The organism is Neobacillus terrae (assembly GCF_011393025.1).
GTDB lineage: Bacteria > Bacillota > Bacilli > Bacillales > Cytobacillaceae > Neobacillus_A > Neobacillus_A terrae.
Genome location: NZ_JAAOEO010000005.1, coordinates 141,869 through 165,862 on the forward strand (window position 1 = coordinate 141,869; position 23,994 = coordinate 165,862).

Annotated in this window: 26 protein-coding genes and 1 pseudogene; 6 read left to right on the forward strand and 21 right to left on the reverse strand. The window is 35.6% G+C overall.

Annotated elements, in window-relative coordinates; translation table 11 throughout:
- Positions 1–221 precede the first annotated feature (221 nt).
- Both G8761_RS09035 and G8761_RS09040 read right to left on the reverse strand, forming a co-directional pair.
- Positions 222–809, reverse strand: coding sequence for a VTT domain-containing protein (locus tag G8761_RS09035; RefSeq protein WP_166025777.1), 588 nt, complete (start codon positions 807–809; stop codon positions 222–224).
- Between the two features lie 92 nt (positions 810–901).
- On the reverse strand, positions 902–2,593 hold the full coding sequence (locus tag G8761_RS09040; RefSeq protein ID WP_420800243.1) for a DUF6044 family protein: 1,692 nt from the start codon (positions 2,591–2,593) through the stop codon (positions 902–904).
- A gap of 491 nt (positions 2,594–3,084) precedes the next feature.
- Here G8761_RS09040 and G8761_RS09045 point away from each other — a divergent pair, with 491 nt between their 5' ends.
- From G8761_RS09045 to G8761_RS09055, 3 genes are all read left to right on the forward strand, one after another.
- Entirely contained in the window at positions 3,085–3,558 is a 474-nt protein-coding gene (locus G8761_RS09045) for a divergent PAP2 family protein (protein ID WP_166025779.1), read from the forward strand.
- A 573-nt stretch (positions 3,559–4,131) separates the two neighbouring features.
- Positions 4,132–5,040 (forward strand): VanW family protein, encoded by a 909-nt coding sequence (locus tag G8761_RS09050; protein ID WP_166026192.1) that lies wholly within the window; start codon positions 4,132–4,134, stop codon positions 5,038–5,040.
- A gap of 32 nt (positions 5,041–5,072) precedes the next feature.
- Positions 5,073–6,182 carry an AbrB family transcriptional regulator gene (locus G8761_RS09055; RefSeq protein ID WP_166025781.1) on the forward strand — a complete coding sequence of 370 codons (1,110 nt, stop codon included), beginning with the start codon at positions 5,073–5,075 and terminating at the stop codon, positions 6,180–6,182.
- A gap of 29 nt (positions 6,183–6,211) precedes the next feature.
- Here the strand turns inward: G8761_RS09055 and G8761_RS09060 are convergent, their stop codons facing one another.
- From G8761_RS09060 to G8761_RS09130, 16 genes and pseudogenes are all read right to left on the reverse strand, one after another.
- Complete coding sequence (locus G8761_RS09060) at positions 6,212–6,727, reverse strand: phosphatase PAP2 family protein (protein WP_338000932.1); 516 nt, start codon at positions 6,725–6,727, stop codon at positions 6,212–6,214.
- 450 nt (positions 6,728–7,177) lie between these two features.
- Positions 7,178–7,873: a polysaccharide deacetylase family protein gene (locus G8761_RS09065; RefSeq protein ID WP_243449952.1), complete on the reverse strand. Its 696-nt coding sequence runs from the start codon at positions 7,871–7,873 to the stop codon at positions 7,178–7,180.
- A 66-nt stretch (positions 7,874–7,939) separates the two neighbouring features.
- Positions 7,940–9,079 (reverse strand): MGDG synthase family glycosyltransferase, encoded by a 1,140-nt coding sequence (locus tag G8761_RS09070; RefSeq protein WP_166025785.1) that lies wholly within the window; start codon positions 9,077–9,079, stop codon positions 7,940–7,942.
- Between the two features lie 96 nt (positions 9,080–9,175).
- Entirely contained in the window at positions 9,176–9,574 is a 399-nt protein-coding gene (locus G8761_RS09075) for a phosphatase PAP2 family protein (protein WP_243449953.1), read from the reverse strand.
- A 368-nt stretch (positions 9,575–9,942) separates the two neighbouring features.
- Complete coding sequence (gene uptA, locus G8761_RS09080) at positions 9,943–10,542, reverse strand: undecaprenyl phosphate transporter UptA (protein WP_166025789.1); 600 nt, start codon at positions 10,540–10,542, stop codon at positions 9,943–9,945.
- A gap of 98 nt (positions 10,543–10,640) precedes the next feature.
- Positions 10,641–11,330, reverse strand: coding sequence for a response regulator transcription factor (locus G8761_RS09085; RefSeq protein ID WP_166025791.1), 690 nt, complete (start codon positions 11,328–11,330; stop codon positions 10,641–10,643).
- On the reverse strand, positions 11,308–12,783 hold the full coding sequence (locus tag G8761_RS09090; RefSeq protein WP_166025793.1) for a sensor histidine kinase: 1,476 nt from the start codon (positions 12,781–12,783) through the stop codon (positions 11,308–11,310). Before G8761_RS09090 ends, G8761_RS09085 begins: the two co-directional genes overlap by 23 nt.
- Before the next feature lie 21 nt (positions 12,784–12,804).
- Complete coding sequence (locus G8761_RS09095) at positions 12,805–13,539, reverse strand: ABC transporter permease (protein WP_166025795.1); 735 nt, start codon at positions 13,537–13,539, stop codon at positions 12,805–12,807.
- Entirely contained in the window at positions 13,540–14,265 is a 726-nt protein-coding gene (locus G8761_RS09100; protein WP_166025797.1) for an ABC transporter ATP-binding protein, read from the reverse strand.
- A 134-nt stretch (positions 14,266–14,399) separates the two neighbouring features.
- The gene (locus tag G8761_RS09105; RefSeq protein WP_166025799.1) at positions 14,400–15,299 is read right to left on the reverse strand and encodes a hypothetical protein; all 900 of its coding nucleotides are present in this window, start codon (positions 15,297–15,299) and stop codon (positions 14,400–14,402) included.
- A 754-nt stretch (positions 15,300–16,053) separates the two neighbouring features.
- Positions 16,054–16,311 (reverse strand): DUF2382 domain-containing protein, encoded by a 258-nt coding sequence (locus tag G8761_RS09110; protein WP_166025801.1) that lies wholly within the window; start codon positions 16,309–16,311, stop codon positions 16,054–16,056.
- Between the two features lie 481 nt (positions 16,312–16,792).
- Positions 16,793–17,157: pseudogene (locus G8761_RS28040) on the reverse strand (YsnF/AvaK domain-containing protein).
- Positions 17,158–17,159: 2 nt separating this feature from the next.
- A complete protein-coding gene (locus tag G8761_RS09120; protein ID WP_166025803.1) occupies positions 17,160–17,309 on the reverse strand; it encodes a hypothetical protein in 150 nt (49 codons plus the stop codon).
- 90 nt (positions 17,310–17,399) lie between these two features.
- Positions 17,400–17,525 carry a hypothetical protein gene (locus G8761_RS27620; protein WP_275940691.1) on the reverse strand — a complete coding sequence of 42 codons (126 nt, stop codon included), beginning with the start codon at positions 17,523–17,525 and terminating at the stop codon, positions 17,400–17,402.
- A gap of 160 nt (positions 17,526–17,685) precedes the next feature.
- Positions 17,686–18,237, reverse strand: coding sequence for a CBO0543 family protein (locus G8761_RS09125; RefSeq protein WP_166025805.1), 552 nt, complete (start codon positions 18,235–18,237; stop codon positions 17,686–17,688).
- A 201-nt stretch (positions 18,238–18,438) separates the two neighbouring features.
- Positions 18,439–18,909: a GNAT family N-acetyltransferase gene (locus tag G8761_RS09130; RefSeq protein WP_166025807.1), complete on the reverse strand. Its 471-nt coding sequence runs from the start codon at positions 18,907–18,909 to the stop codon at positions 18,439–18,441.
- Between the two features lie 230 nt (positions 18,910–19,139).
- On the opposite strand from G8761_RS09130, the gene G8761_RS09135 reads away from it, so the two are divergent.
- On the forward strand, positions 19,140–19,826 hold the full coding sequence (locus G8761_RS09135; RefSeq protein WP_166025809.1) for a Dph6-related ATP pyrophosphatase: 687 nt from the start codon (positions 19,140–19,142) through the stop codon (positions 19,824–19,826).
- Positions 19,827–20,199: 373 nt separating this feature from the next.
- Here G8761_RS09135 and G8761_RS27095 read toward each other — a convergent pair whose 3' ends face one another.
- Positions 20,200–20,409, reverse strand: a complete 210-nt coding sequence (locus tag G8761_RS27095) for a hypothetical protein (RefSeq protein WP_166025811.1) — start codon at positions 20,407–20,409, stop codon at positions 20,200–20,202.
- Positions 20,410–20,916: 507 nt separating this feature from the next.
- On the opposite strand from G8761_RS27095, the gene G8761_RS09145 reads away from it, so the two are divergent.
- Together G8761_RS09145 and G8761_RS09150 are read left to right on the forward strand one after the other, a co-directional pair.
- Positions 20,917–21,288, forward strand: a complete 372-nt coding sequence (locus G8761_RS09145; protein ID WP_166025814.1) for a cyclic-phosphate processing receiver domain-containing protein — start codon at positions 20,917–20,919, stop codon at positions 21,286–21,288.
- A 168-nt stretch (positions 21,289–21,456) separates the two neighbouring features.
- Positions 21,457–21,663, forward strand: a complete 207-nt coding sequence (locus G8761_RS09150) for a hypothetical protein (RefSeq protein WP_166025816.1) — start codon at positions 21,457–21,459, stop codon at positions 21,661–21,663.
- Positions 21,664–21,852: 189 nt separating this feature from the next.
- On the opposite strand, the gene G8761_RS09155 is transcribed toward G8761_RS09150, so the two are convergent.
- Both G8761_RS09155 and G8761_RS09160 read right to left on the reverse strand, forming a co-directional pair.
- A complete protein-coding gene (locus G8761_RS09155; protein WP_166025818.1) occupies positions 21,853–22,734 on the reverse strand; it encodes an RNA polymerase sigma-70 factor in 882 nt (293 codons plus the stop codon).
- 18 nt (positions 22,735–22,752) lie between these two features.
- Positions 22,753–23,916, reverse strand: a complete 1,164-nt coding sequence (locus tag G8761_RS09160) for an NAD(P)/FAD-dependent oxidoreductase (protein ID WP_166025820.1) — start codon at positions 23,914–23,916, stop codon at positions 22,753–22,755.
- Between the last annotated feature and the right edge of the window lie 78 nt (positions 23,917–23,994).

Here is a 23,994-nt window from a genome sequence, read left to right on the forward strand (position 1 = left end):
CTTGCTTTTAGAAACCTTACTATTTTCCATTTCATTCATAATGTCTTAAAGTAAATGATTTACTTTTTACACTTTTAACTATAAACCTTTTTTATTAAGAAATTATTAAATTTATCAATTTAGGTAAAAATAAAGAAAATCCCGCTGAAAAATAGTATGAACCCAATGATTTAAATATCTTTATTAATTTTTCTAATATAATATTTTCAAAATAAATGAACCTACATGGATTTAATTTTTTTAGTTCTATGCTGTTTAATAAAAATGACTGTAGTGATCATACCCAAAAGAATGATCAAAATTATTAATAATAGAAATAAATGATGATATTGCCCCCAAAAGATATTAGCATATCTTCCCAATAAAATAAAAACAATTATCCACAAAAGAGTACCTGTTGAGTTATAAAAGGTAAACTTCCAAAAGCACATTCGATTTATACCAGCTAAATAAGCTGAAAAAACTCGAATTCCTGCAACAAATTTCCCCCCAAAAACCAAAAGGACACTGTATTTTTTAAACTTTTCATCCGCAGTGTTAAATTTCTTATCTGTAATTCCTACATATTTTCCAAATCGCAAAATAAAGCTTCGTCCTAAAAAGCGGCCAATCATATAAGCAATATTGGAGCCTATTAGAGTTCCTGAAAGGGTTACAAGAATCAGTGGCATAAATGAAAATGTCCCCTGTTTCCATTGTATGCCTGATAAGGTAAGAATAGTTTCTCCAGGAAAAGGAACCCCTACCATTTCAAGCAAAAATGCAAAAAAAACACCTGGATATCCATACTGTTGTATATTAAAATGCACTCTAATACCCTCCAGAAACTAGTAAATGAGTTTTCTAAGGACCAAATAATAAGGAAGGAGAGGCATTTTGAAGTATCTCCTGTATCCTCTTTTTACAAAACTCTATATAAATATATCCGCCAATAGTATTCCTTTTTATGAAAGATCCTTTGTAGCTCCAGGTGATTTTCACTGGCGTTTTGTATCCGGACTGTGGAAAGAATATAATCTCCACCCATTTTTTTCAAAGCTGCTGTATTTAAATCCAGGTTTCGGATTACTTTTGATGAATTTCTCGAAAAAATATAATTTTCTCCTAGTTCATTTACGAATACATAACATCTTCCACCCCACTCATCAAAATATTCCTTTAATGTGAGGTTTTTATCTAGTTCAGGAGCAATAATTTTTCGAAATTGATGCTTATATGACAAAGGGTAAAAATTATTATAAGTATCAAGTGTATAAAGTCCATTATATTGGGCAATTGCAGGATGAAGTCCGATGCTAATGACCCTATAATCCTGAACCGGTTTTCCAATATATTTCTTGATGTCCTCAAATTCCTTAACTGCATAAAACTGCTTAAAAGAAGGAGAATGACGGTAATAAATTTCCTCGTTTGATGGAAAAAGAACACAAAGCTGCAAAATGGCAAAAAGTATAGCAAATATACGCCATTTTTTATTAATCCTCCACAATATTTGAAGAGAAACTGCGAATAAAATATAAATGAACATCGGTCTTAAATAATGATAACGGGAAAAATTAAAGGTGTTTAAAACATTTATTTTTTGCTTTAAAGGCCCCCACCCTTGATACCACCAAAAGGAATACCATACAGATAACAAAAAGTTTGCCAGATGTAACCCGATAAATAGCTTTTCCTGTCTCCATCTTTTTTGAATGATAACTATAATAAGTGCAATCAAAGCGGTTGGGAAGATAATGAACTCATATAGCGTTTGATCCTGGTTATGTCCAATAAAATAGTTTTTGAAGATTAGCCCAATCGTCTGATAGAAGGTATTTTTTGACTCATTAAATTCCGAACGATTCGTTTTTTCGGTTGTAAAAATTAGCGATGCGATAGTACGATATTCAATGGCCATATAGAGGAGAGTCATATACAGAATGGAAAGGAACATTCTAATCTGAGCTTTTTTTGTTCTAATGGCATCAACAAGCCAAAATACACCCATTGCACTTAAGAAAAAGAAAAAACCTAACATGAAAGTAGAATAAAACGGCAACAGGGTAAGCGTAATCCAACTCTGCCTTGTTTTCACATGATACCGCAGATTTAAAAATGCCCATAAGGCTAAAGGCATTCCTAGTGTACTCAACATGCCATTAGGCCAAAAAGGAGTTAGAGAAAAGGTTAAGGCGGCGGCAGCTCGAATAATTCCCTGTTCCTTAGGTTTAATGATATAGTCTTTTAAAAGTAAATACATTCCTAAGAAGGCTGTAAACCGAGTAATTGCTATATTTAATCCATAAGCAGTAACCGGGGGGAAGAACCGAAACAATTCTATAATGCCGTAGTATTCGGAATAAAGAGCATTTCGGGATAATTGCCCGTTTATGATTTGTGGGATATTTGCATTAAGAGGACCAAAAAGCTGCCCGCTACTCATTAATACTTTGTACCAGGCTACATTGGAATCCAGATTATCATGAATCCTCATATGTGCATCTTGTCCAAGTACAAAATATGGCAACACCCAAAGTGCAATAATAAAAATTGCAATCAGTAAATATGTTTTCTCTTGTTGAAATAATTTTTTAAGCTTTAGTATTGACATGAATTCCTCGATTCCTTTTTGCTTTGCTTTTTTAAAGCTGTAAATTTTATATATTAAATAACGGAATAAAGATGGAAAACCGACCATATAGAGAATGTACTCTTCTATTTGGAAAGTTTTCATATAAACAAGAAAGGACTCAATGAACAAACCTGGCAACCAAATAAGTTATTACATCAATTTTTAATTTAACACCTAATTTAAAAATAGAACGTAATTTAATAAATTTTTAATAAAACAATAACGAACAGTTTATATTTTACTGAAATAATTCTCCTTTTCTGGCTGCAAAGCTTGTTTAGTGTATATCCCCCAATAAATATTTTTCAAGGAATTTTAATATGGTATATTTTAATTCCACGGTTTCTTTTTTTCATTTACATCAGGAAGACGCTATGGTAAATTCATTTGGTTTAGAACAAAATATGATTATAATCTTTTTGAAGGCGTTGATTTGATTTCACAAGCCTTCAACATTTTAAGGAGGCAACATGTTTCTATCCTATCCAATTTTATCTGCTCTTTTGGGAATGCTAATCGCACAAATAGTAAAAATCCCCATTCATTTTTTAATATCCAGAGAACTCAATTGGAAATTAATGTTTAGCACAGGTGGTATGCCAAGTTCTCATACTGCAACTATTATTTCTTTAACTACGGCAATTGGATTAACTTCTGGTCTTTATTCTGATGATTTTGCAATTTGTATTGTAGTTTCCTTAATCGTGATGCATGATGCTACAGGTGTTAGAAGACATGCAGGGTATCATGCTGAGGTTTTAAATAAATTATTAGTTGACTTCAATCGTTTAATTGATACACTAAAAGACCCTAACTTGAAGAAAACAGAGTCCAGAGAGAAATTAAAAGAATTATTAGGGCACCAGCCGGCGGAAGTGTTTTTTGGTGCATTTACAGGAATCTTGGTAGGTGTTTTGACTTATTTTATATATCCTTTTCAATAGGAAATAATACACAAAAAACCTATATTAAATAACCCATTAGTAAATGGATTATTAATATAGGTTTTTTTCTCGATATATAAACATTATTCAAATTCTAAAAAAGACTTCACCACAAATAATAGCCAATATAATAAGAATATCGATTATGATTAGCGTCTTTATCAAGTAGTTCATAATATTGGATCCTTTCTTTAATATTATCAACCTGATATTAAACATTATATTATTATAAAGTAAAAAAATTAAAGTAAGATTAAAAATTCATCTTTTTAAATATTTTTCTTTGGCAGAGCATCTTTTACTTAGAACAGATAAAAATTATCCCTGTGGATGCCACTTACTTACGTCTTAAGGTTTAATCCTTCCTAATGCATCTAATAAGTCCTGGGGAATGCCAATTTTTTCTATTAATTAGTTCCTAACGAAACTCACTGATATCCAAAGAACCGTCATGAGGAGTCCGATTTGTTTACAAAAAACCCATAACATTTGATTTCAATAATACATTGTTTTTTCATATTACATAAAATGAAATTTTTTACTCATAATATTATGAGGGAGGTATTAATGAGTATGAATGTTACTTGGGTGATTGGATTTTTATTATTTTCTCAACAAGAACCTATGCCACCGGACAACAATTTAGTACTCACTAGGAACGGGCAGCCTATTACAATGGTTAATCCTACTGATTTATCGAGAAGCTATCCTTTTTTGCCTATTATAGATACAGAAAAATTGGATAAAGTTATTGACCAAATCGATAAAAATGCTTTAAAAAAACCTACAAATGCCATTATAGATCCATACGGTAATATGATACCAGAACAATTGGGTTATGGATTAAATCGTCAACTTTTTACAGAACAGGTGTATTCTTATTTATTTAACAATGCTGCCTCTAAATTAGAGATCCCAATACAAACCATTTATCCAAAAGTTGACAGTGAATTGCTTGCGGAAATTCGAAATAAAAAAATTGGAGAATATACTACAATCTTCAATTCTTATAACAAAGAAAGAACCAAAAATTTGTTTCTTGCTGCACAAGCTATTAATAATTTCGTTCTGTTCCCAGGTGAGGTTTTCTCCTTTAATAACATAGTTGGAAAAAGAACTTCTGAAAAGGGATATTTGCCTGCTCCTGTCATCATGAAAGGGGAAATATCAGAAGATATTGGTGGTGGAATCTGTCAGGTATCGTCTACCCTTTTTAATGCTGTAGACAATGCTGGCTTAAATATTATTCAACGCTTCTCGCACAGCAAAGAGGTTCCATACACGCCACCTGGGCGGGATGCCACAGTAAGCTGGAATGGACCTGATTTTGTCTTTAAAAACAAATACAATCAGCCGGTTCTAATAAAAGCCCATACCTTACGGAATAATTTAATTATCGAGATATTTTCATCTGATGTCATTAACTATAATCCTAAAAAGGTACCATACCTTCCGCTGCAACAAGGTAACCCACCTAAGTAACAGCATCATTTTAAAAGAGCAGGAGAATTTTAATGCAAAACCTCAGGCTAATGCTTCAGAATGTTCCTTTATTAACAATTAGTTCTTTAGGAGGCCTTCTTTTATACACTACAGGAATATCAATAGCCTGGCTGTTGGGAAGTTTGTTTACAGCAAGCATAATTTCGCTTATTTTGAAACCTGGAGGAAAGACTTCCAGGACAAACAAAGGCATACACCCTTATTGGCGGCAAATCGGACAAGCTATTTTGGGTATACAATTGGGACAAAACCTTCATTTTTCCAGCTTGAATACTTTTGAGGATCACTTCATCCTCATTTCCTTAATGTTAATGATGTCAATTGCTGTGGCACTCCTCTCTGGAATGATGCTGTGGCACTTCAGCAAAGCAAGTATGATTACCTGCCTTTTTGGAACGACACCCGGGGGAATGTCCGCGATGCCTGCAATTGCTGAAGAGGCTGGCGCTAATGCTCTGGTTGTAAGCTTAATCCAAACCATCAGGATTTTATTTGTTATTGGAACCGTTCCTTTTATTGCAGGAAAAGTGAATAATCAACTACATATAAACCTGCCGGATAGTAATCATTCTAATCTTGAATATTTCCCCTTGCTATGGACCATTCTGTTGATTATAGGATCAATTATAGGAGCTGAAATGGGAAAAAGATTAAAATTGCCTGCTCCCTGGCTCGTCGGAAGCATGATTGGAGCGTCAATATCCCAATTGATTATTACTTATTTTTATAAGAATGACGCCTTCCCTTTCTGGCCGCACATTATAGTCATCCTGGCACAGGTTTTGATTGGAGCTAGTATCGGTTTCCAGGTAAAAAAGGAAATGTTCAGGGGCTTAGGAAGAATTATTTATGGCGGGCTGGCGACTTCGTTTTTAATGGTTACAGTCATGGCCATTTTTTCTATATGGATTTCAAAAATAACTAAAATACCATTGGTTACCTGCCTCTTAGCTTTTGCTCCAGGCGGGGTAGCAGAAATGGCATCCACTTCTATGGCCCTCAATGCTGACTCTACTTTTGTGGTTACCGTCCAGTCCCTTAGATTAATTGCCGTTTTAATTCTTATGCCCGCCATGTTAAAGTTTATCAGCCTTCAGGCACCTATTAAAACACATCAATAGATGATAATACCTTTGCTTTTTTATAAGAGCTATTTACCTTCATGTCCTGAATGAAATCTTTTGTATTGTTTTTCTTTGTATAGCTGAAAGACCCAAATGGCAATGGCCAGCCAGAAGCCGCTTGCAAAATAACCGGCTATAATATCACTTGGATAATGAACACCTAAATAGATGCGGCTGATTCCAATAGATAAAATAAAGAAAATGGAAATAAGAATAAGAACAATGCGGCCGAACCTGTGGGGAATATGTCTCCAAAGTAAAAAGGCAATCATTCCATAGACAGTAAAGGCATTCATAGCATGGCCACTCGGAAAACTGTATCCAGTTATATCAATTAACCGATGAAGATTTGGTCGAACACGATGAAAAACTTGCTTTAATACTACATTTAAAATAGCTGAACCAGCGAGAGCTGCGATAAAAAGAATTAATTCTAAACGATGTTGAAGAACTTTATACAGTGTAAATAAAAGGACGATGCTTATAAACACCACACATGGCCCTGACCCGATAAATGTAAAAAACTTCATAATAGCAGTCAAAGACGGAGACTCCCCTCCTTGTATAAACGCTATAATATCACTATCAAAATCAATAATCTTTTTATCGCTAATAAACAAGTCAATTAAACTAAAACCCACCAACGACACTAGACTTATAATAAATGCTATAAATAGATGCTTTTTTAAACTCATACAATGATCCTTTCCTTATGTATTATTAGACGTACGCCAAACTTTTTCATTTAAGATATAAAAGACACGCATATTTTATTAGTTACACAGAAAAATTGTAGTTACAGAGTTTGTAAATGGTATATCTACAATCACAAAGAAAGTAAAAGCAGGACCCCTCCAATTGGCTCCTGCTTTAATTTCCTCTTTTAATAAACATATGATTCACCATTAAAATATTTTTTATTATTTTTAATCCTTTCCCAAGATATATATAAATTACTTCCATATACCTCTTCATCCTTTACTTCAAAGAACTCATAAAATATCATCAATTCTCGAGCAATGGAAGTTTCGATTTTTTACTTCCATTAAAACATCCTTTAATGCATCTATTGTATTTCGTGGGGCCTTTTCATCTGCCCCAAAGGTTTTCCCACAGTCATGCAAAAGAATAATATCTCCCTTTTTCACCTTTGAAAGAAGAACTTTCTTTACTCGTTCCTTTCCTCCGGCAGTTTTCCAATCTCCCGCCATTAATGACCATAAAACTATCTTATATTCCTTAAGTAAAAAGTAATCAAAAATGTTTAATAAACCCCAAGGCGGCCGGTAATAAGTCGGCCTTTCTCCAGTTATTCCTTCTATGATTTCTGCGCTTCTTTTCAAATCCCTTCGTACCTTCCAAGGAGACATAATCCAATTTGATCGATGCACATAATTATGAAGCCCTATCAAATGGCCTTCCTTATGGATCTGTCGAATTATCTCGGGATATTTCTCAGCCTTTGATCCAAGAACGAAAAAAGCAGCCTTTACATCGTTGTCCTTTAGAATATTCAGCAACTCGGGAGTATAAATTGGATTAGGTCCATCATCAAAGGTGAAAGCTATACTTTGAGAATCGGAATTTTTCTTAAATCCTCCCGCTCCAATTATTCTTGATATAAAGAAAGGAAGGAGTGTGTAAAATAAAAGCAGAATAAGGGAAAAAAATAATAATATCATTAACATACTGCTGTTCACCTCAGTTGCTGAAGCTCTTTTTTAGAGCAAATAAATGCGTGCCTATGTTTATATCTAATTATTTTGTATGCTTTGTAAAATAGCTTTTACCGGATCCTGTGGCAAAATCCATCGGTGATATGCCTTCATTCTTAATTTTAAATTTGTTAGATGCTTTGGATCACAGACCAGGCTATAGAGCAGTGCACTTAAATCTTTTTCATTTTTGGCGGTTACCGCCATTCCTTCCCGGAGAAGAAAATCGGCATTATCTTCTTCCTGCCCTGGCAGCGGCTGATAAATCAGCATGGGCAATTCCATCTCAATAGCCTCAGAAGTCGTTACGCCTCCCGGCTTTGTTATCATAAGGTCTGAAACCGCCATTAATTCAGCGACATTTCCACAGAAGCCGACAATTCTAATTTTGTGAATGGAATTCTTAAGCCTGCTTTCCAGCTGGGACTTTAACCTTCTATTTCGGCCGCAAACGATGATGATTTGTATTGGTTCCGGTAAATTTCTCCATGCTTCCAAATTGGAGAAACCCTTTCCGATTAAACCATCACCCCCACCCATAACCAATAAAGTAAACCTTTTGGGATCAAAATCATACTTTTCAGCAATAGTAACTCTTGAATATTTTTCATAAAATTGCTGCCGTATCGGAATACCAGTGTCTTTTATCCTTTCAGGGTCCACTCCAAGTTTAACTAACCGTTCACCTATCTCTTTCGAACCAACTAAATAAAGGTCCGTGTTTGGATGCAGCCAGTAGGAATGGTCTGTATAATCCGTTATTACAGTAATAATAGGGACATCTAATAGTCCCTGTTCCTTTAATTTAGACATTATCCCGGCCGCAAAAGGATAGGTACTGACGACAGCTGTAGGATTTATTTTTTTAATAATCTCCAAGACAGGTTCCAAACCTGAAGATAGGATGGAATTTAACTTTAATGAGAAAGCATTAGGTTTTCGTGTTGATTTGTAAATCAAACTGTATAAAAACGGAAGCTTTTTAATACCCCTAACATACAGGAAATGACCCAGAGGATTTAGACGTGGATGTATCCATTTCATAATATCCATAGTTTCAGTCTCCATTTCTGAGTACGAACACTCAACCGATTCTGTTATAGCTTTTGCAACCTGCTTATGACCATCTCCAAAGTTGGCAGAAAGAATAAGAATTTTTTTCTTTTTACCATTTCTCATTTCATTCCCTCCCAACCTTCAATAGAGCACAATGAATACTCCATAAGCTATCTCGTTTTCTATGAATGTATCGTTTTTTTTTCTCGAAATAAGGTTTTAAACTTTAGTATATAAATTAATTAAAAAGCGAATTAACCCAGCAGCCTTTTCAGATTGGTTCACAAGAGTATAGACTGCAAACGCAGAACCCGTACCTATTAACATACCGGCAATTATGTCTGCCGGGTAGTGGACACCTGTCCAGACGCGGGATAAGGAAATACCAGCCGCAAGAAGAAGCCAAACCCATCCTTCACGTTTTTTCCACTGCCATATTGCTGCTGCGATAACAAATGCGGCTGTCGCGTGGTCACTTGCAAAGGAATCGTTCTTAGCATGTGGTATCAGCCAATTAACATGATGATGTACAAACGGTCTGTAACGATATATAAACATTCCAATCAATACATTGATAGCCAGTGCAAGACATGCAGCGAGACATGCTTCTACTACCATTCTTCTATTCTTGCTTTCTGAGATTTTATAAAACCAATAAAATAATAGGCCAGCAAAAAAGATATATTCAGCCCGTTCAGGAACAAAAGGCGCAAGCGCCCTGGTTAGCCCCAACAGGCATAAGACGAATCACGTAGGAAATCCTGATTTCTGAAGTGATTTGGCTTATGACCCCGAGGGGCTGGGCGCTGGAGCTGGATTACAATAACCTTGTTCGGAGTTTTCCACAAGGTGAAAATCTATAATTTCCTAACCGACAAGAAAAATCATCAGAGGATTTAGAAATTTCTCCGTTACAGCCAGATGATTTATAAATTGAAACGCATTGAAATCCATTTGTGAAAACATGATGATTACCTCCATTGCTTTTAAGCATTCGTCTTTTTCTTCTGTCTCCATTTGAATAGTAAATATAAAACAGCCAAAATAATGGCGATAATAATGGCAGGCTGTACAAATGGTTTTGCCGCTGTGTTAATTTGATCCCACTTGCTGCCTAATGTCATTCCTAAATAAAGAAATAATGCCGTCCATGGAATAACTGCTAGCACAGTGTATAAGGCGAATTTTGAAACTGGCATACGGGCAATGCCTGCTGGTATGGAGATAGCATGTCTAACAACCGGAATAAACCTCGCTGTAAAAATAACTCCAGTTCCATATTTGTTAAACCAATTTTGTGCAACATCCAAATGATGAGGCCTGATCAATAAGTATTTACCGTACTTATCCAAAAAAGGCCTTCCTCCGTAGCTGCCCAGCCAATATAAGAATAATTGGGCAATCGTTCCGCCAATCGTGCCGGCAAAAATGGCACCCGCAAAACTCATTTTTCCCAATGAAATTAAATAACCCCCATAAGCAAGAACTACCTCGCTTGGAATTACTTCGACCATTAATCCAAGGGCTATTCCCAGATAACCCATACTTGATAACATTAAAAACAATGAATGGATAGTATTGCTCATAGTTGACCTCTGCCTTTTTATTTTTAGATTTTGATTAAACATCCTGTTGATTTGCATTCCAAACAATATCGCTTTAACAGTGCTTATTTTTAAAATTCTTATTCTCCCTTAAAGCGATATCCTGCTCCCCATACCGTTTCGATATATTGGGGGTTTGAGGGATCTGTTTCTATTTTTTCTCTTATTTTCCTTATGTGTACTGTTACAGTTGAAATATCTCCCAGGGAATCGTACCCCCATAACCGCTCAAATAACTGGTCTTTGCTAAAAACATGGTTCGGGTGGAGAGTGAAAAAGGTTAGCAGATCAAATTCCTTAGCCGTAAAGTTTACTTCATGGTTATTTACATAAACCCTTCGGGAAGCTTGATCAATTCGTAGACCCCTTATCATAATGGTGTCACTTTGCGTATCCTTTCCAATTAACCGATCGTAGCGAGATAAATGGGCCTTTACCCTTGCAACTAATTCACTTGGACTGAACGGCTTTACAATATAATCATCTGCACCTATACCGAGTCCGCGGATTTTCTCATAGTCTTCTTTTTTTGCAGTCACCATAAGGATGGGAATATCCTTTTTTGAACGAATCGATTTGCAAATTTGGTAGCCATCTATACCTGGGAGCATAAGATCCAGCAAAACGAGGTCTACTTCCAGATTTAATGCCATTTCCAGCCCTTCTCTTCCTGTTAAGGCAATTTCCACTTTGAATCCATCTATCTCAAGATAATCCCGTTCCAATTCTGCAATGCTTTTTTCATCTTCAATGATTAAGATCGTTTTCATCCTGTTCACCTGCTTTTTTTAGTGTAAATGAAATTGTGGTGCCTTCACCTTCACTGCTTTCTGCCCAAATGGATCCATGGTGTTCCTCTATAATTCTTTTAGCAATCGATAAGCCAAGGCCGCTGCCACCCTTTTCAGTTCCCCTAGCTAAATCAGCGCGGTAAAAACGGTCAAATATTAAAGGCAGATTTTCAGGAGAAATGCCAGGTCCATTATCTTTGATACTTAGCTGAATATGTGTTTGAATGTCACATAAATGAAAGGAAAGTTTTTTATTTTCCTTTTCGATATATTTTAAAGAGTTATTAACAATATTGGCTATGACCCTTTTAAGATGCTCCCTGTCACCCAACACTTTATACACTCCGTTTTTTTCAATTTCCAATAAAACTTCCGTATACTTATCCTCTACATCAAATTGAAGTTCCTCCACAAAGTCTTGGATATAATGATCAAACTGGATTTTTTCAAAAAGAAATGGGAGTCTCTGTAAGTCTAGTTTTGAATATAAGAAAAGCTCATCAATCATATGGTCAAGATCAATCGATTTATTGTAAATCGTTTGGATATAACGGTTCATTCGATCAGGACTATTCGCAACGCCATCGCGGATTCCCTCCACATAACCCTTAATTGTGGTAATGGGTGTTTTTAAATCATGTGAGATATTGGCAATCAGTTCTTTACGGTTTGCTTCATAAGCAGCTTGCAATTCCATGGATTCTTTTAGCCTGACTCTCATTTCATCAAAGTCCATTGCAAGCTGTCCCAACTCATCTTTTGATCTTGGTTCAATTTCCACATGTAAATTTCCATCCTTCATTTCTTTGGCAGCTTTTTGCAGCTCCCTAATTGGACGGATTATACTTCTGGAAACATAGTAAGTTAATAAACCATTTGTGATGATTAAAATAAGAATTAAGCCGATAAATAATCCTGGAAAAAAGGAGCGGACAAACTTAGCGAGGCTGCTCGCATCGGAAATAAAAAATAGAGAACCCTCAGCACCATTCCGAAAGAAAAAATCAAGCTGTTTAATAGAGACGAATTGATGGTCAATTCGTTCAACGGGGTCTATATCACGATAAGCACCGAACCGTGGAAGCTCCGCTGTATCTAGACCTTTTAACGTCTCAGAGAGATAAGTTATCTTTTTCCCATTGCGGATGACCAGGGATGAACCGGATTTTTTCAACTCCTTATCAATCTTGTTTAAATACGTTGGATTTAAAAATAAACTTGGGTCTTTAATCGATTGGCGGTGCAAATCCAGAAAAAATTCATCTTTTTTGGACAAATCTATTTGATGCTCGGGCGGCAGATAAATATTTCGAAGCTCCTTTACATCTCCTCTAAACAGCAAAGCTACCAATAAGGCCGAAACAATAGCAAAGAGGATTGGGATAAAAATCATTGCTATATAAGACAGCAATAATCTCAGGCGAATTGACATTTATTCCACCGCTTCCTAAACTTAAAATTCTTTCTTGCTGAATTTATAGTATCCCAGTGTATAGAACATGGCACACCAGGAAAGCAAATACAAGCATCTTCCCATTACCAGAGTATTAAGTCCGCTATTGATCCATCTTTGGTACCAATTGGTGTCATAGGTTGGAAGCCAGCGTGCCAGTCCTGGAAACAGAAAATTCACCACCATCATGGCCAAATAAAGGATAATTGAAAAAGTTAAAGCACGGCTGCCTGATCCTATCCATTGAACCAGGAACATGAATAACAGGCCGAGAGCCATTAATGGAATCCATGATAGCATAAACGAAACAACTGCTAAAAACAAACCATGCACGGTAAAGTTTTCAAGCCAAATCGCGCCGGACAGAATAGAAGAAATACAAATAATAAGAAGAAGTGCGAGTAAATAAAGCCCGGTGCTGATCGTTTTCGACTTGAATATTTTCATCCTTGAAATTGGCCGTACCAGCAAAAAAGAAAGCGTCTTTTGCTCCTGTTCTCCAGAAAAGACATCACTAATGGCCAATGCCAGTAATAATGGTAAATAAAAAGAAACAGCAAGGCTAAGCATTACAAGTGGAAAGCTTTCTCCGTCAAATGCCGTAAAACTGAACCGATTCTGCAAAACATTAATGATGGGACCGGCTACTAGTGGCAATAGTCCTGAAATGACCAATAGAGCTATAGCAGACCGCTTTCGAATTAATTTCATCCATTCATTTCTTACATTCAGCATTTACCCCACCTCTTTTCGTTTCTTAATACAATCAATATAAAACGATTCAAATGTCTTATTTTTTTCTAATTCATTTTTTGTTGCTTCTCCAATAATTTTTCCTTTTGAAAGGATAGCAACTCTATCACATAAACGTTCTACTTCTTCAATCAAATGGGTTGATAAAATAAAAGTAACTCCTTCCTCTTTTGCCAATCTGGAAATGAGGTGCTGAAAGTCTAGTTTCCCTTCGATATCAAGGCCATTTGTTGGCTCATCTAGTATAACGAAAGAGGGCTTGGCCAATAACGCTGCAGCCAGATATAACCTCTGGCGCATTCCGGTTGAAAAGGACTTAAGCTTTTCATTCTTGTGTTCTTCCATTCCAACCCATTCAAGTACTTTTTCAATCCTGCCTGTTTCTATTTCTGGATATAAACGTGAAATAAGCAAGAGGTTCTCGTAACCAGTCAAATAATCGATTGCTTCTACACCGCTAATTAAAGTTCCAACAGATTTAAGGGCCTGTTCAAATTGCTCTTTTACATTATGCCCGTGAATGAAAATTGAGCCGCTATCAGGCTGGCATAAAGCAACGATGCATTTCATTAAGGTAGTTTTTCCAACGCCATTAGGTCCTAGCAGACCAAACACTTCACCCTGATTAACAGTCAAATTGATACCTTCAATTCCTCTGCCATTTTTAAATCGCTTTGTCACATTCTGCACTTCAAGGATTTTTTTCATGTTGACCCTCCTTTTTTAGAAAAACTTGGCATTCGCCAAGTCTTTAGGCGCGCAAAGCCGCAGTTTCACTTATTAGCCAAAGAAAGGCAGAGAGAGAAACTCCCTCTGCCCTTAACAATATTTAATTAAAGTTATTAATCTTCATGTCCATCATGGCGATCTTGTACTTTCACAACTGTCTTACCATTTAAATCAATAGTACTTGCATTTGTTTTATTCAAATTATCCAGATTACTTGAAATATGAAGCACTAAATTATGTTCTTTACCACTTGCATCAGTTCCTGATACATATACGTCAGCCTTTTGGCCTGTTAAGTATTGGTCTGGGTTCACTTCTCCTTTAAGGTCAACCCTGGAAACAGAAATATTTTTTACTAATTGAGGGATAGATGGTTTCAAATCAGCAAATTGAAGTGGTCCGAATCCTTCATGAACTTTTTCACCGGTCTGCTGGTCAAGGTTTTTAAGGAAGAAAGACATAACCGCCTGTCCGACAGCAGGGATTTCATTCTTCGATAGGTCAAGTTCCAGCTGAGTATTGCCGTTTGGCAATTGTTTGCTTGTCACACTGTCCTGATAGTTTTTCGTTAGGGCATCAAAAATAGCTTCGATGTCTTTTTGCTTTTGTGCAGAAAATGATTCTTCCTCGTGTTTCTTTTTGGAATCATCCCACTTCTTTTCTCTTTCTTGTTTTACATAATACTTGTTATCTTTGCTGCTTTTCACAACTGATTGTTGATTATTATTGTAGAATTCTACATTTGATTTTTGACCATTATTAATGACAGATACTGTGCTGCTTCCACTATCAGCCTTCAAATTTTCTTTGTTTAACGAGTTCACACTGTAAATGACCGTATCGTTATCCTTTAATGAAGCTTGTACATTAGCAGTAAAGCTATTTACATGCTGAGTCTTTTTTACGGATGTTTTAAAAAGATCATAACCTGAAGCAGACGCAGATGCAGACAAAACACCTCCTGCCATTAGCAGGCCGCTGATTCCAACGGCTGAGAGAATCTTAGTATTCATTTCTTTTCCTCCTTTATAATATTTTGGTACAGGATAAGGATAGCCATAAACTCTAAATAAAAATTAAACTAATTCTTAAATTTTTCTTAAATCTTTTAAACAACGTTGAATACAATAACAAAGGAAGTATAACAACCATAGGTATCAATGGAAATTTAGAAAACTCGGCCATTGCCGTGCCTTTGGCGTTGGGAGAGCCGTAGTTGCGCTTTTGCGTTCAGAATTTATAAATCTAAATCCTGATTAGGTAAACAAAATGACGCCGGTACAATACCGAGGTCACCTATATGTAACATAGGTTCATTTAGGAAACATCCGAAATATAGGTTATTTATCAAATTAATCAACAGGGACTTGTACTAATTAGTTATAGTATTGATAAAAATAAAATCTCTTGCCTAATGATTTCTTTAATATAAGTTCAGCCCACTATTCAAATCCGTTTATCATCTCTTGATCTCTGCCTTGAATGAAATAGTTCTTATCACTCTCTTAAAGATGTTCCGCCTTACCCTTTTCAGTCGTTATTATTTAAAACAGAACTAAATTTCCTAGTACAATAGCGAAACGTAATTCACAAGACTTTTTCGAAATACTATCTCCTTTAAAAACACTCTAAATATTCATTAACCCACCAACATTTTAAATTATACAAAAAAATCGATTCTGTTTTCTCATTCATTCATACTGGATAATTGATCGTCTATCAATACCTTTATATCTCCAACGGTTTCTATATGAACCTTTTCTTCCTTTACTGTTTCAATAACATGTATAATCTCTTCAAATTGTTTTTTATAAATTTGAACATCCTCAAGACGGTAGGGTGTAAGTTAACCTCTATCCGGTCTTCACTTAATGGAATCCTCGTTGTTTCAATCTGTCCATCCTTCTCCCCTTTTTGGTTTAATTTCTTTTTCTCAATGATTAACTCTTCATGGGTTACTGGAACGATAATTTGCTTTTCCTCTGTATAAGTTCTTTTATAAATAGAAACATCAAACAGTTTCAATCCATTTTTTGTTTACCTGTATTTCTTCCTTATGTAGTTCAAATGACACTTCGTCGTGATCAATATGTGCTTTTTTCTTCTTTTCAGACACCTAAAACTCCTCCATAGTAAAAATAGTGAAAACACCTTTTCATTAACTTGATATGAAAAGGTGTTTTTATATAAAAATAAGAATTATAAAATCTTTTGACCCTAATAATTGTCTGGCTCCAGCCCCAGCGAGTTTTCACCACTGTAAATCTTCCTTGAGTATCTTGCATCAAGTATGACCTTTAGGTGATACTTGGTGCAGCTAGTGTCCATCCCACTTCTCCCTACGATAAGCCAACATCGTACTTTTTAAATGCTCCTGCGCCACAGCATATTATAGGAAGCTTATGTTCAGCTCGTCGCAAAGCTACATGTTGTCAATTCATAAGATAAATAACAGGAAGTTTACTCAAGCAGTTGCTTCGCTGAACGGGCGCTTGGGCTTTTCTTATTAACTGTTATTTATATCTTCAAAGCCTGAATCGTCAGAAACAATATCAACACTTCCTGTGGTATTCACGTGGGCCTCTTCGTGTTTAAGTGTTTCTTGTACCTGCTGAGTTTCCTCAACTTGACGTTTTGAAGCATAAATTTCTTCCGTTGTTACCGTGTACTTATTTACTTCGACCTGCTCTGACTAACAGGAATATTTATGGTTTCTTCGGAAGTGATGGTTGAATCGCTTCGTTCATTATTCAATGGTGTTCTTTTTATAACTACTTCCTCATGCATCACAGGAACATACACGGTTTTTTGTTCTTCTACTATTTCCTTTGAGAGAACTACTTCTCCGGCACTAACACTATTCTTCGTTATGTCTAACTCTTCTTTATGAAGCTGTAATGAACCGCTAGATGATTTCCCTGGGAACTTGCACTCATTTCGTTCCCTTGATTGCTCTTATTAATTTGGCTGTTATTATTTTCAGCGTTTTTTTCATCGCCAAATAAATCTAAAAAGTCTCCCATAAATATCTCCCTCGAAAGTGTTTAATGTAAAGCTTTTATATAATGATATCTCATGAGGTTTTTTTTTCTTTTTTAAAATGTCCCCTGCTGCTATTTATTTTGGCTCTTTTGAGCTCTTAATGCTATTTTTTCAAGTCCAGTTGCCGCAAATTCCACATCTGTTTTTGGCATCGCTTTTTTATGCTTAAATTGGTTATTCTTCTTGTCTTGAGCCATTATTTCACCACTCCTGTATCCATAATGTAAATTGCCAGGCATACCACCTATCTAGTACCCACAATTAGTTTGCTTTCTTTTTTGGAAAGGTATTCTTCTTCATTCCTGCTTGAAAAATTCCGCCTGTTATAATGAACTTTTAACATTGTAGAAAAAACACTCACTCAGTTCTCTTCATTTTTTCTAAACATTTATCAATGATCCATTTAACTAAGGAGGCCTTTAATATATAAATCGGAAAGGAGTAAATATATTTCCAATTATCTAATTTGTAAATACCTAACCGAACTGAGATAGGTTCAAAAATAAATGCAAAAATTGCTGCTAAAACAGCATTAGCGATTAAAAATGATTTCCATTTTTTAAATTTCTGGTAAATAAACATATGCATAACTACAATCATTCCGTAGTCTACTGCACTTAATCTTGATACTAAATAGGTTAGTTTATAAGGATAAGACCAAAGGGAAAGATTTACCCCAATATCGTCCATCAGACCAATTAAGATTATTAATAAGACACCGAACAAAAGAATCTCTTTTATTCTTTTTCTGTCTACAAATTTCACCCATATGATCCAGGGGACAATTAATACCAAGAGAAGTAACCACCATTGAAAAGAAAACAAATCGTGGTTTTGCCAATATTGGTTTTCCATTTTCTCCAATTCAGTATGCTTACTATGGATTTTATCAAAACTGGGATATGACAAGTGTGCACCCCTTTCCTTATGTAATATTTCCAAATGATTATTGAATTAGACTACATCAATTGAAAGGATTAATACCTCTGTTATTAGAATGAAACAAATGAATATTGAAGAAAATATTCTCGACTTGGTTTTTTATACTTATTTTTCCTAAATAAAAAAGGACTGCTGACTGCAATCCTTCGTATGCTATTGAATAGCCAATTAACAAATTTTTTTATAATGGATAAGGGTAGAATTTTCATTAAGGCTGCGTTTATCACCAACCATCTGGAAGCCCATTTTTTCGTATAAATAGCAGTTTCGTTCTTCCTCTTGAATAGTTCTTAATTCCCAGCTTTCTGCCTGCGGGAACATTTCCTGAATCAAGGCTATCGCTTTTTGGGCAATGCCCTTTCCTTGATATCCCGGTGAAATAAACATTGGGCTAATCCAAAACTGTGTATCTTCCTTCCAAAAAATACACATAGCTCCTACAAGAATATCTTTGAACAGGATTTTATAAAAACCGCCATTCGAAAAATTTATTCTTGTCTTTACTCTATCTACACTTTCATTTGCAGGATTCGTATTGTAATCCTTATATTTTTCAAGCAAAGGCTTAAAAGCATTGACCTGAATATCAAATATAGCATTCGCATCCTTCTCAGACGCTTTTTCTAGTTTTACATCCATTTTAATTCCCTGAGCCTTTCAGTTGTTTTTTAAAAAAATAACAGTTACCTACCATTAAATAGTTACCATCAGTCCTAAAAAGGACTATTCAGTCTATTTTCCAATGTTTTATATTCGATTCAGTATGTGTATTCTCCTTTTTCTTTCATACTAATATGAGAATATTTATGGTATCTTTTTTATAACCTATACCTCTTTTTTTAGTAGATTGATAGATTTGGAGGGTTAAAATGAAAAAGATTGTGGTTAGTTACAGTGGCGGGAAGGATTCAACCCTTGCTTTGTTTAGGATTCAAAATAGTCAAGACTATGAAATAGACTCCTTACTTGTAACCCTGACAGATGGTTTTGACAGGGTTTCTGTACATGGAGTACGTTATGAGCTGCTTATGCTGCAATCGGAGTCTTTAGGTATTCCATTACGGGAAGTAAGGATACCACAGGATTGCTCAAATGAAAAATATCAGCAAATCATGGGTAAGGCTGTTGAAGAAATGGAAGCTGACGGTGTTACTCATATCGTTTTCGGGGATATTCACCTTGAGGATGTAAGGGAATATAGAGAGAAAATGCTTAATGGAACAGGAATTACACCCTTGTTTCCGCTATGGGGAATTCCTGTAAAGGAGTTAGCAAATGACTTTATAAACAAAGGTTTTAAAACGGTCTTAACTTGCATTGATCTGGATAAATTAGATAAAACTTTCTCTGGCAGAGTATATGATTGGGAATTTATAAAAGATTATCCAAAAGAAGTGCTTGATCTCTGCGGAGAAAATGGAGAGTTTCACACCTTTGTATTTGACGGTCCAAATTTTAACTTCCCTATCGAATACAAATTAGGTGATCAAAGAGTTACTCCGGACTACTTTACCAAGAAGGACAGGTTTCTATATGTTGATGTAATACCAATTTAGATGCCGAAAAAGCGTCCTTTTTAATTTGTGTTTTGGAAAAGATAACCAAGTGAATACAAAAGGATCTTTCCCGATAAGCAAAAATGGTGGGGCTTCCGTCTGTTCCTTTTTCTTTCTTTTTTAGATATTTGTCGTAGTCATCCTCGGAAAAGCTAAAGCTTTTCCTTCGTGCGATGCGGATGCTACCGAAGCTTTCCTTGTCCTGATTTCTGAAGTGATTTGGCTTATGACCCGAGGGGCTGGGCGCTGGAGCTGGATTCCAATAACCTAGTTCGGAGTTTTCCACAAGGTGAAAATTTATAATTTCATAACCGATAAAAAAGGTGCCAACTTCTCTTTTATAGAAATTGGCACTTCGTTTATTGACTATACGTTATCGTGCCGCTTTTGGCGGTTGGCACAAGTCACATTTACGTTGGTTATTATTTTTAAATTTCGTAAATGTTTTTTCGAAGTTGCTGCCACAAGCACATTGAAATAGTAACTTTTGAGAAAAGCCCTGATATTCCCTCGATAGAAGCTTACTTTCCGAATTGTTTTCAACAAATTCTTTAATTTTACCTATCGTCCATCGTTTATTCATTCTTTTACACCTCAATATTTTATCGCTTTGCGGAGGCTGTTTTTTTGGCATCCGTTCTTATAAGTAAAAGTCGTAATTATCCTAAGTTCCTAATTATAACATGAGAAGGCAACCAATTAAACAGATGGAAGGTCTTTTTAAAGTAAACTCACACATTACTTCAATAGAAAAATTCAATAAAAAGAGCCTAATCCTGCGGGGGATTCTATAAGAAAACTTTTATAGACCTTCTTCTACTTACCCTATCTGTTTGTTCTACCATTTTAATGAACTTACACTTTGTGGACTTTCACCTTTTGAAATAGCATGAAGAAACTTGTTCTCTCGTGGTAGTTGAAGAAGAACTCGTTAAAGTTTTATTTTAAAAAGGGTGTAATATATTAGCTTTTTATGGCGAAAACACCTCGTTCTTTCTTTATTGTGTTACACTTAATACAGATAAACATATTATCTGGGGATGATTCGACTATCATTAGTCAGCCCTTGTATAATGGAAGGAGTGTATGAATGGAAACAATTAGTGTTTTCCTAGATGACTATCGAAAAGCACCCAGTGGTTATGTACTAGCCGAGACTATTGATGAGTGTTTAGAGCTATTGTTAAACTTTGATATTAAACATCTCTCTTTGGATCACGATTTATTAAATAAAACTAGAAATGGTTTTATGCTTGTTCAAAAAATGGTTAAAGAAAAACTGTTCGCAAAACACATAACAATTCATTCTGCCAATTCAGTCGGCGGTAAAGCAATGTACAACTTTTTGAAGCAAGCACAATGTGATTATTTAATGCCCCCTTCCATTACTGTATCCTTAAGACCGCTGCCACTACATTTCTTCCCGCCAAAGGTTCTTCAACGTTATTTAGAAATACGGTAAACTCTTCTCATTTACATTTCACCTGGATATTCTTTTTTAATAAATCTGTTAGTTGGAAATTTAAAAACTAGAAAAAGTACCCCTTTTATTCCTTCATAAAGAAAATATTTATCTATTTAATTAGAGGTTAATGAATTAGTTATTTACTCAATTCAATGGGGGACTATTATGGCAACTCTTTTAGAAAATCTGAAATTTTCATTAATAGAGACACGCCAGAGGTATACAATACTTAAGGATAAGGGTATTGATTCAATGCGAACGGTTTATCCTGCTATCCCTTACAATCTTGAATTATATAATCAACTTTTAGATACTTTGCCCCAAGAGATAGCCCGACTGGAGCAAAGGATTCAAAAGATAGAAGCACTTTAAACGTCTGCCAGTGATGGTGGACCTTTTTCATTCTACCCTCCTTAAAAAGCAAATAAGGAACTGCCAAAGCAGTTCCCTTAGTTAACATAAACAATCAATCGTTTAACAAGCCTGGTTTCTTAACATGCGTATTAATAAAAAAGTAGAAATGGTTCATAGAGGAATCGAACTCTGTGTTTCTTCGCTAAATTAGTGCCCTGGAAGAGACACATGTTGTAGTTTTTCTGGATTTCTCACTATATAGATATCTGCAATGTGGCTGTTTTTTACATGGAAACAAATAACCGTTTTGACATTGTCCTCCCCACTTACTAAGAGTCCAGTTTCACCATTTACATTAACCCTTTTAAAAATGGGTGGCTTCTCCACATTAAGATTATGTGAAAGTAAATTTCTGATAAAACGTAAAACAAGATCTTTGGAGCATATTGGCTTTAAAGCTGCATAGACTTTTCCGCCACCATCAGAATACAGTGTTATATCCTTATACAATAATTCTTCTATTCTTTGAAAATTTCCATGATGTAAAGCTGTTATGAATATCTTTATAATTTCGTCTTTTTTTGGATCAAGCGATTCTTCCACCTCTTCTTTTATCAGAGGAAATTTGATCTTTACCCTGCTGAATATTTTTCTGCAAGTTGCTTCACTTCGATTCAATATTTGAGAAATTGTCTTATAATCATAGGCTAGCACTTCCCTAAGAATAAAAACGGCTCTCTCCATAGGTTTCAATTTTTCCAGCATGAGCAGAATGGCAAATGATAACGCTTCTCCATTCATCACTTCAGTTAAAGGATCGTTCTCGTTTAGAATTAATGGTTCCGGCAGCCAGGGACCAGTATAGGTCTCACGTTTATACCCAGCTGATTTTAAATGATCAATACATTTGTTTGTAACCATTTTACAAAGGTAAGCCTTCTTATTTTCCACATGTTCCATCGTTTTTTCAGCTGCCTGGACATACACATCATGTACGATGTCTTCTGCATCAGAAACAGTGCCGAGCATCCGGTAAGCAATCGAAAATAGAAGCGGCTGAAACTGAGAATAGAGTTTCTGTAACCCCAATATCTTTACCTCCTTCATTCAGCGGGCAATACTGGCAATATTCCATGTATACTCTCTTATTTTTTCTGCCAGTTTACCTGAAAGCACGAAATCAACTCCCCATTTTTGTGCCCAAACAAAACCATCTTTCGGACCGAGCCCTATACAAATAAGATCAGGATAGGTTTGATGTACACTTGCTTGATCTCCCCTAATATGTGATTTCATAATTTGGGCAAGTCTTTGCGCCTGAGATATTGCCTCCTTGCAGCTCATTGCTGCAACCGTCCCGCTTATAGGGTCAACCACATGAATGCAATCTCCAATAGCATAAATATTCTCACTTTTGACTAAGCGATACCAGGAATCCACTTTTATTTTTCCTTCTTCGGTGAGAGAAAGACCTAAATCGAAAATGCTTGGATGAGGTTTTAACCCGACCGTCCAAACACATACATCCGCTTTGAGTTCGGTATTGTCAGAGAATATAACTTTACCATCTAGGAATCTTTCAACCTTCTTGTTGTGCATAACCTTAATACCGTGTCTCATTAGTCTGCTCTGAAGCCGTTTCCCGATTTTTTCAGGAGCTCCATATAATAATCTCTGTTTATCATTAATAAGAAATACTTCAACACTGTTAGGTTTTCTCCCTGCTTTTTCAGTTTCCTCTTTTAGCCATGACCCTACTTCTGCTGCAGTTTCGATACCTGTAATCCCACTTCCGGCTATAACCACTCGAAGATTACTCTTGGCTGATAACATCTTTTCCAATAATTGTTGACGAATACATTGGGCGCTTTCTAAACCTTTGAGCGAAATTCCTCCACGTTCTGGATCCGCTTCTCGCACGACGCTGCCTAAGGCGAGCACTAGCCGGTCAAAATCCAGATGAATGACTGATTCATCCTCCCTGGTAATGAGAACGTTTTGCTCTTCAGAATTAATTGCTGTTAACTCTCCCTGAATAAACTCAATAACTGAGCGGCAATAATGCTTGAGAGGAACATGTAAATCTGACACATTTTCATTAACAATCCCCTTAAATAATTTTACCTTTTTAAAATGGAAAGTATTTTTATCAACTAAGATAATTCTTATGTTCCTCTTTAGCTCCTTATGGAACTCTTTCTTCAGTGATTCTATAAGGTTAATCCCGGCGTACCCGCCACCGACAACCACTATTTTTATCACATTTTCCATTGCAATCGTCTCCTTTTAATCGTTCTAAACACATGACGATTAAAGAAGCCACTTTGTGACAGATATGAAAAAAAACAT

What these genes read in the sequence shown, in the direction of transcription:
- G8761_RS09040 (WP_420800243.1), bottom strand. Translation starts at nt 2,593, where the DNA reads ATGTCAATACTAAAGCTTAAAAAATTATTTCAACAAGAGAAAACATAT.
- G8761_RS09045 (WP_166025779.1), top strand. Translation starts at nt 3,085, where the DNA reads ATGTTTCTATCCTATCCAATTTTATCTGCTCTTTTGGGAATGCTAATC.
- G8761_RS09050 (WP_166026192.1), top strand. Translation starts at nt 4,132, where the DNA reads ATGAATGTTACTTGGGTGATTGGATTTTTATTATTTTCTCAACAAGAA.
- G8761_RS09055 (WP_166025781.1), top strand. Translation starts at nt 5,073, where the DNA reads ATGCAAAACCTCAGGCTAATGCTTCAGAATGTTCCTTTATTAACAATT.
- G8761_RS09065 (WP_243449952.1), bottom strand. Translation starts at nt 7,873, where the DNA reads ATGTTAATGATATTATTATTTTTTTCCCTTATTCTGCTTTTATTTTAC.
- G8761_RS09070 (WP_166025785.1), bottom strand. Translation starts at nt 9,079, where the DNA reads ATGAGAAATGGTAAAAAGAAAAAAATTCTTATTCTTTCTGCCAACTTT.
- G8761_RS09075 (WP_243449953.1), bottom strand. Translation starts at nt 9,574, where the DNA reads ATGGTAGTAGAAGCATGTCTCGCTGCATGTCTTGCACTGGCTATCAAT.
- uptA (WP_166025789.1), bottom strand. Translation starts at nt 10,542, where the DNA reads ATGAGCAATACTATCCATTCATTGTTTTTAATGTTATCAAGTATGGGT.
- G8761_RS09085 (WP_166025791.1), bottom strand. Translation starts at nt 11,330, where the DNA reads ATGAAAACGATCTTAATCATTGAAGATGAAAAAAGCATTGCAGAATTG.
- G8761_RS09090 (WP_166025793.1), bottom strand. Translation starts at nt 12,783, where the DNA reads ATGTCAATTCGCCTGAGATTATTGCTGTCTTATATAGCAATGATTTTT.
- G8761_RS09095 (WP_166025795.1), bottom strand. Translation starts at nt 13,539, where the DNA reads ATGCTGAATGTAAGAAATGAATGGATGAAATTAATTCGAAAGCGGTCT.
- G8761_RS09100 (WP_166025797.1), bottom strand. Translation starts at nt 14,265, where the DNA reads ATGAAAAAAATCCTTGAAGTGCAGAATGTGACAAAGCGATTTAAAAAT.
- G8761_RS09105 (WP_166025799.1), bottom strand. Translation starts at nt 15,299, where the DNA reads ATGAATACTAAGATTCTCTCAGCCGTTGGAATCAGCGGCCTGCTAATG.
- G8761_RS09120 (WP_166025803.1), bottom strand. Translation starts at nt 17,309, where the DNA reads ATGGGAGACTTTTTAGATTTATTTGGCGATGAAAAAAACGCTGAAAAT.
- G8761_RS27620 (WP_275940691.1), bottom strand. Translation starts at nt 17,525, where the DNA reads ATGGCTCAAGACAAGAAGAATAACCAATTTAAGCATAAAAAAGCGATG.
- G8761_RS09130 (WP_166025807.1), bottom strand. Translation starts at nt 18,909, where the DNA reads ATGGATGTAAAACTAGAAAAAGCGTCTGAGAAGGATGCGAATGCTATA.
- G8761_RS09135 (WP_166025809.1), top strand. Translation starts at nt 19,140, where the DNA reads ATGAAAAAGATTGTGGTTAGTTACAGTGGCGGGAAGGATTCAACCCTT.
- G8761_RS27095 (WP_166025811.1), bottom strand. Translation starts at nt 20,409, where the DNA reads ATGAATAAACGATGGACGATAGGTAAAATTAAAGAATTTGTTGAAAAC.
- G8761_RS09145 (WP_166025814.1), top strand. Translation starts at nt 20,917, where the DNA reads ATGGAAACAATTAGTGTTTTCCTAGATGACTATCGAAAAGCACCCAGT.
- G8761_RS09150 (WP_166025816.1), top strand. Translation starts at nt 21,457, where the DNA reads ATGGCAACTCTTTTAGAAAATCTGAAATTTTCATTAATAGAGACACGC.
- G8761_RS09160 (WP_166025820.1), bottom strand. Translation starts at nt 23,916, where the DNA reads ATGGAAAATGTGATAAAAATAGTGGTTGTCGGTGGCGGGTACGCCGGG.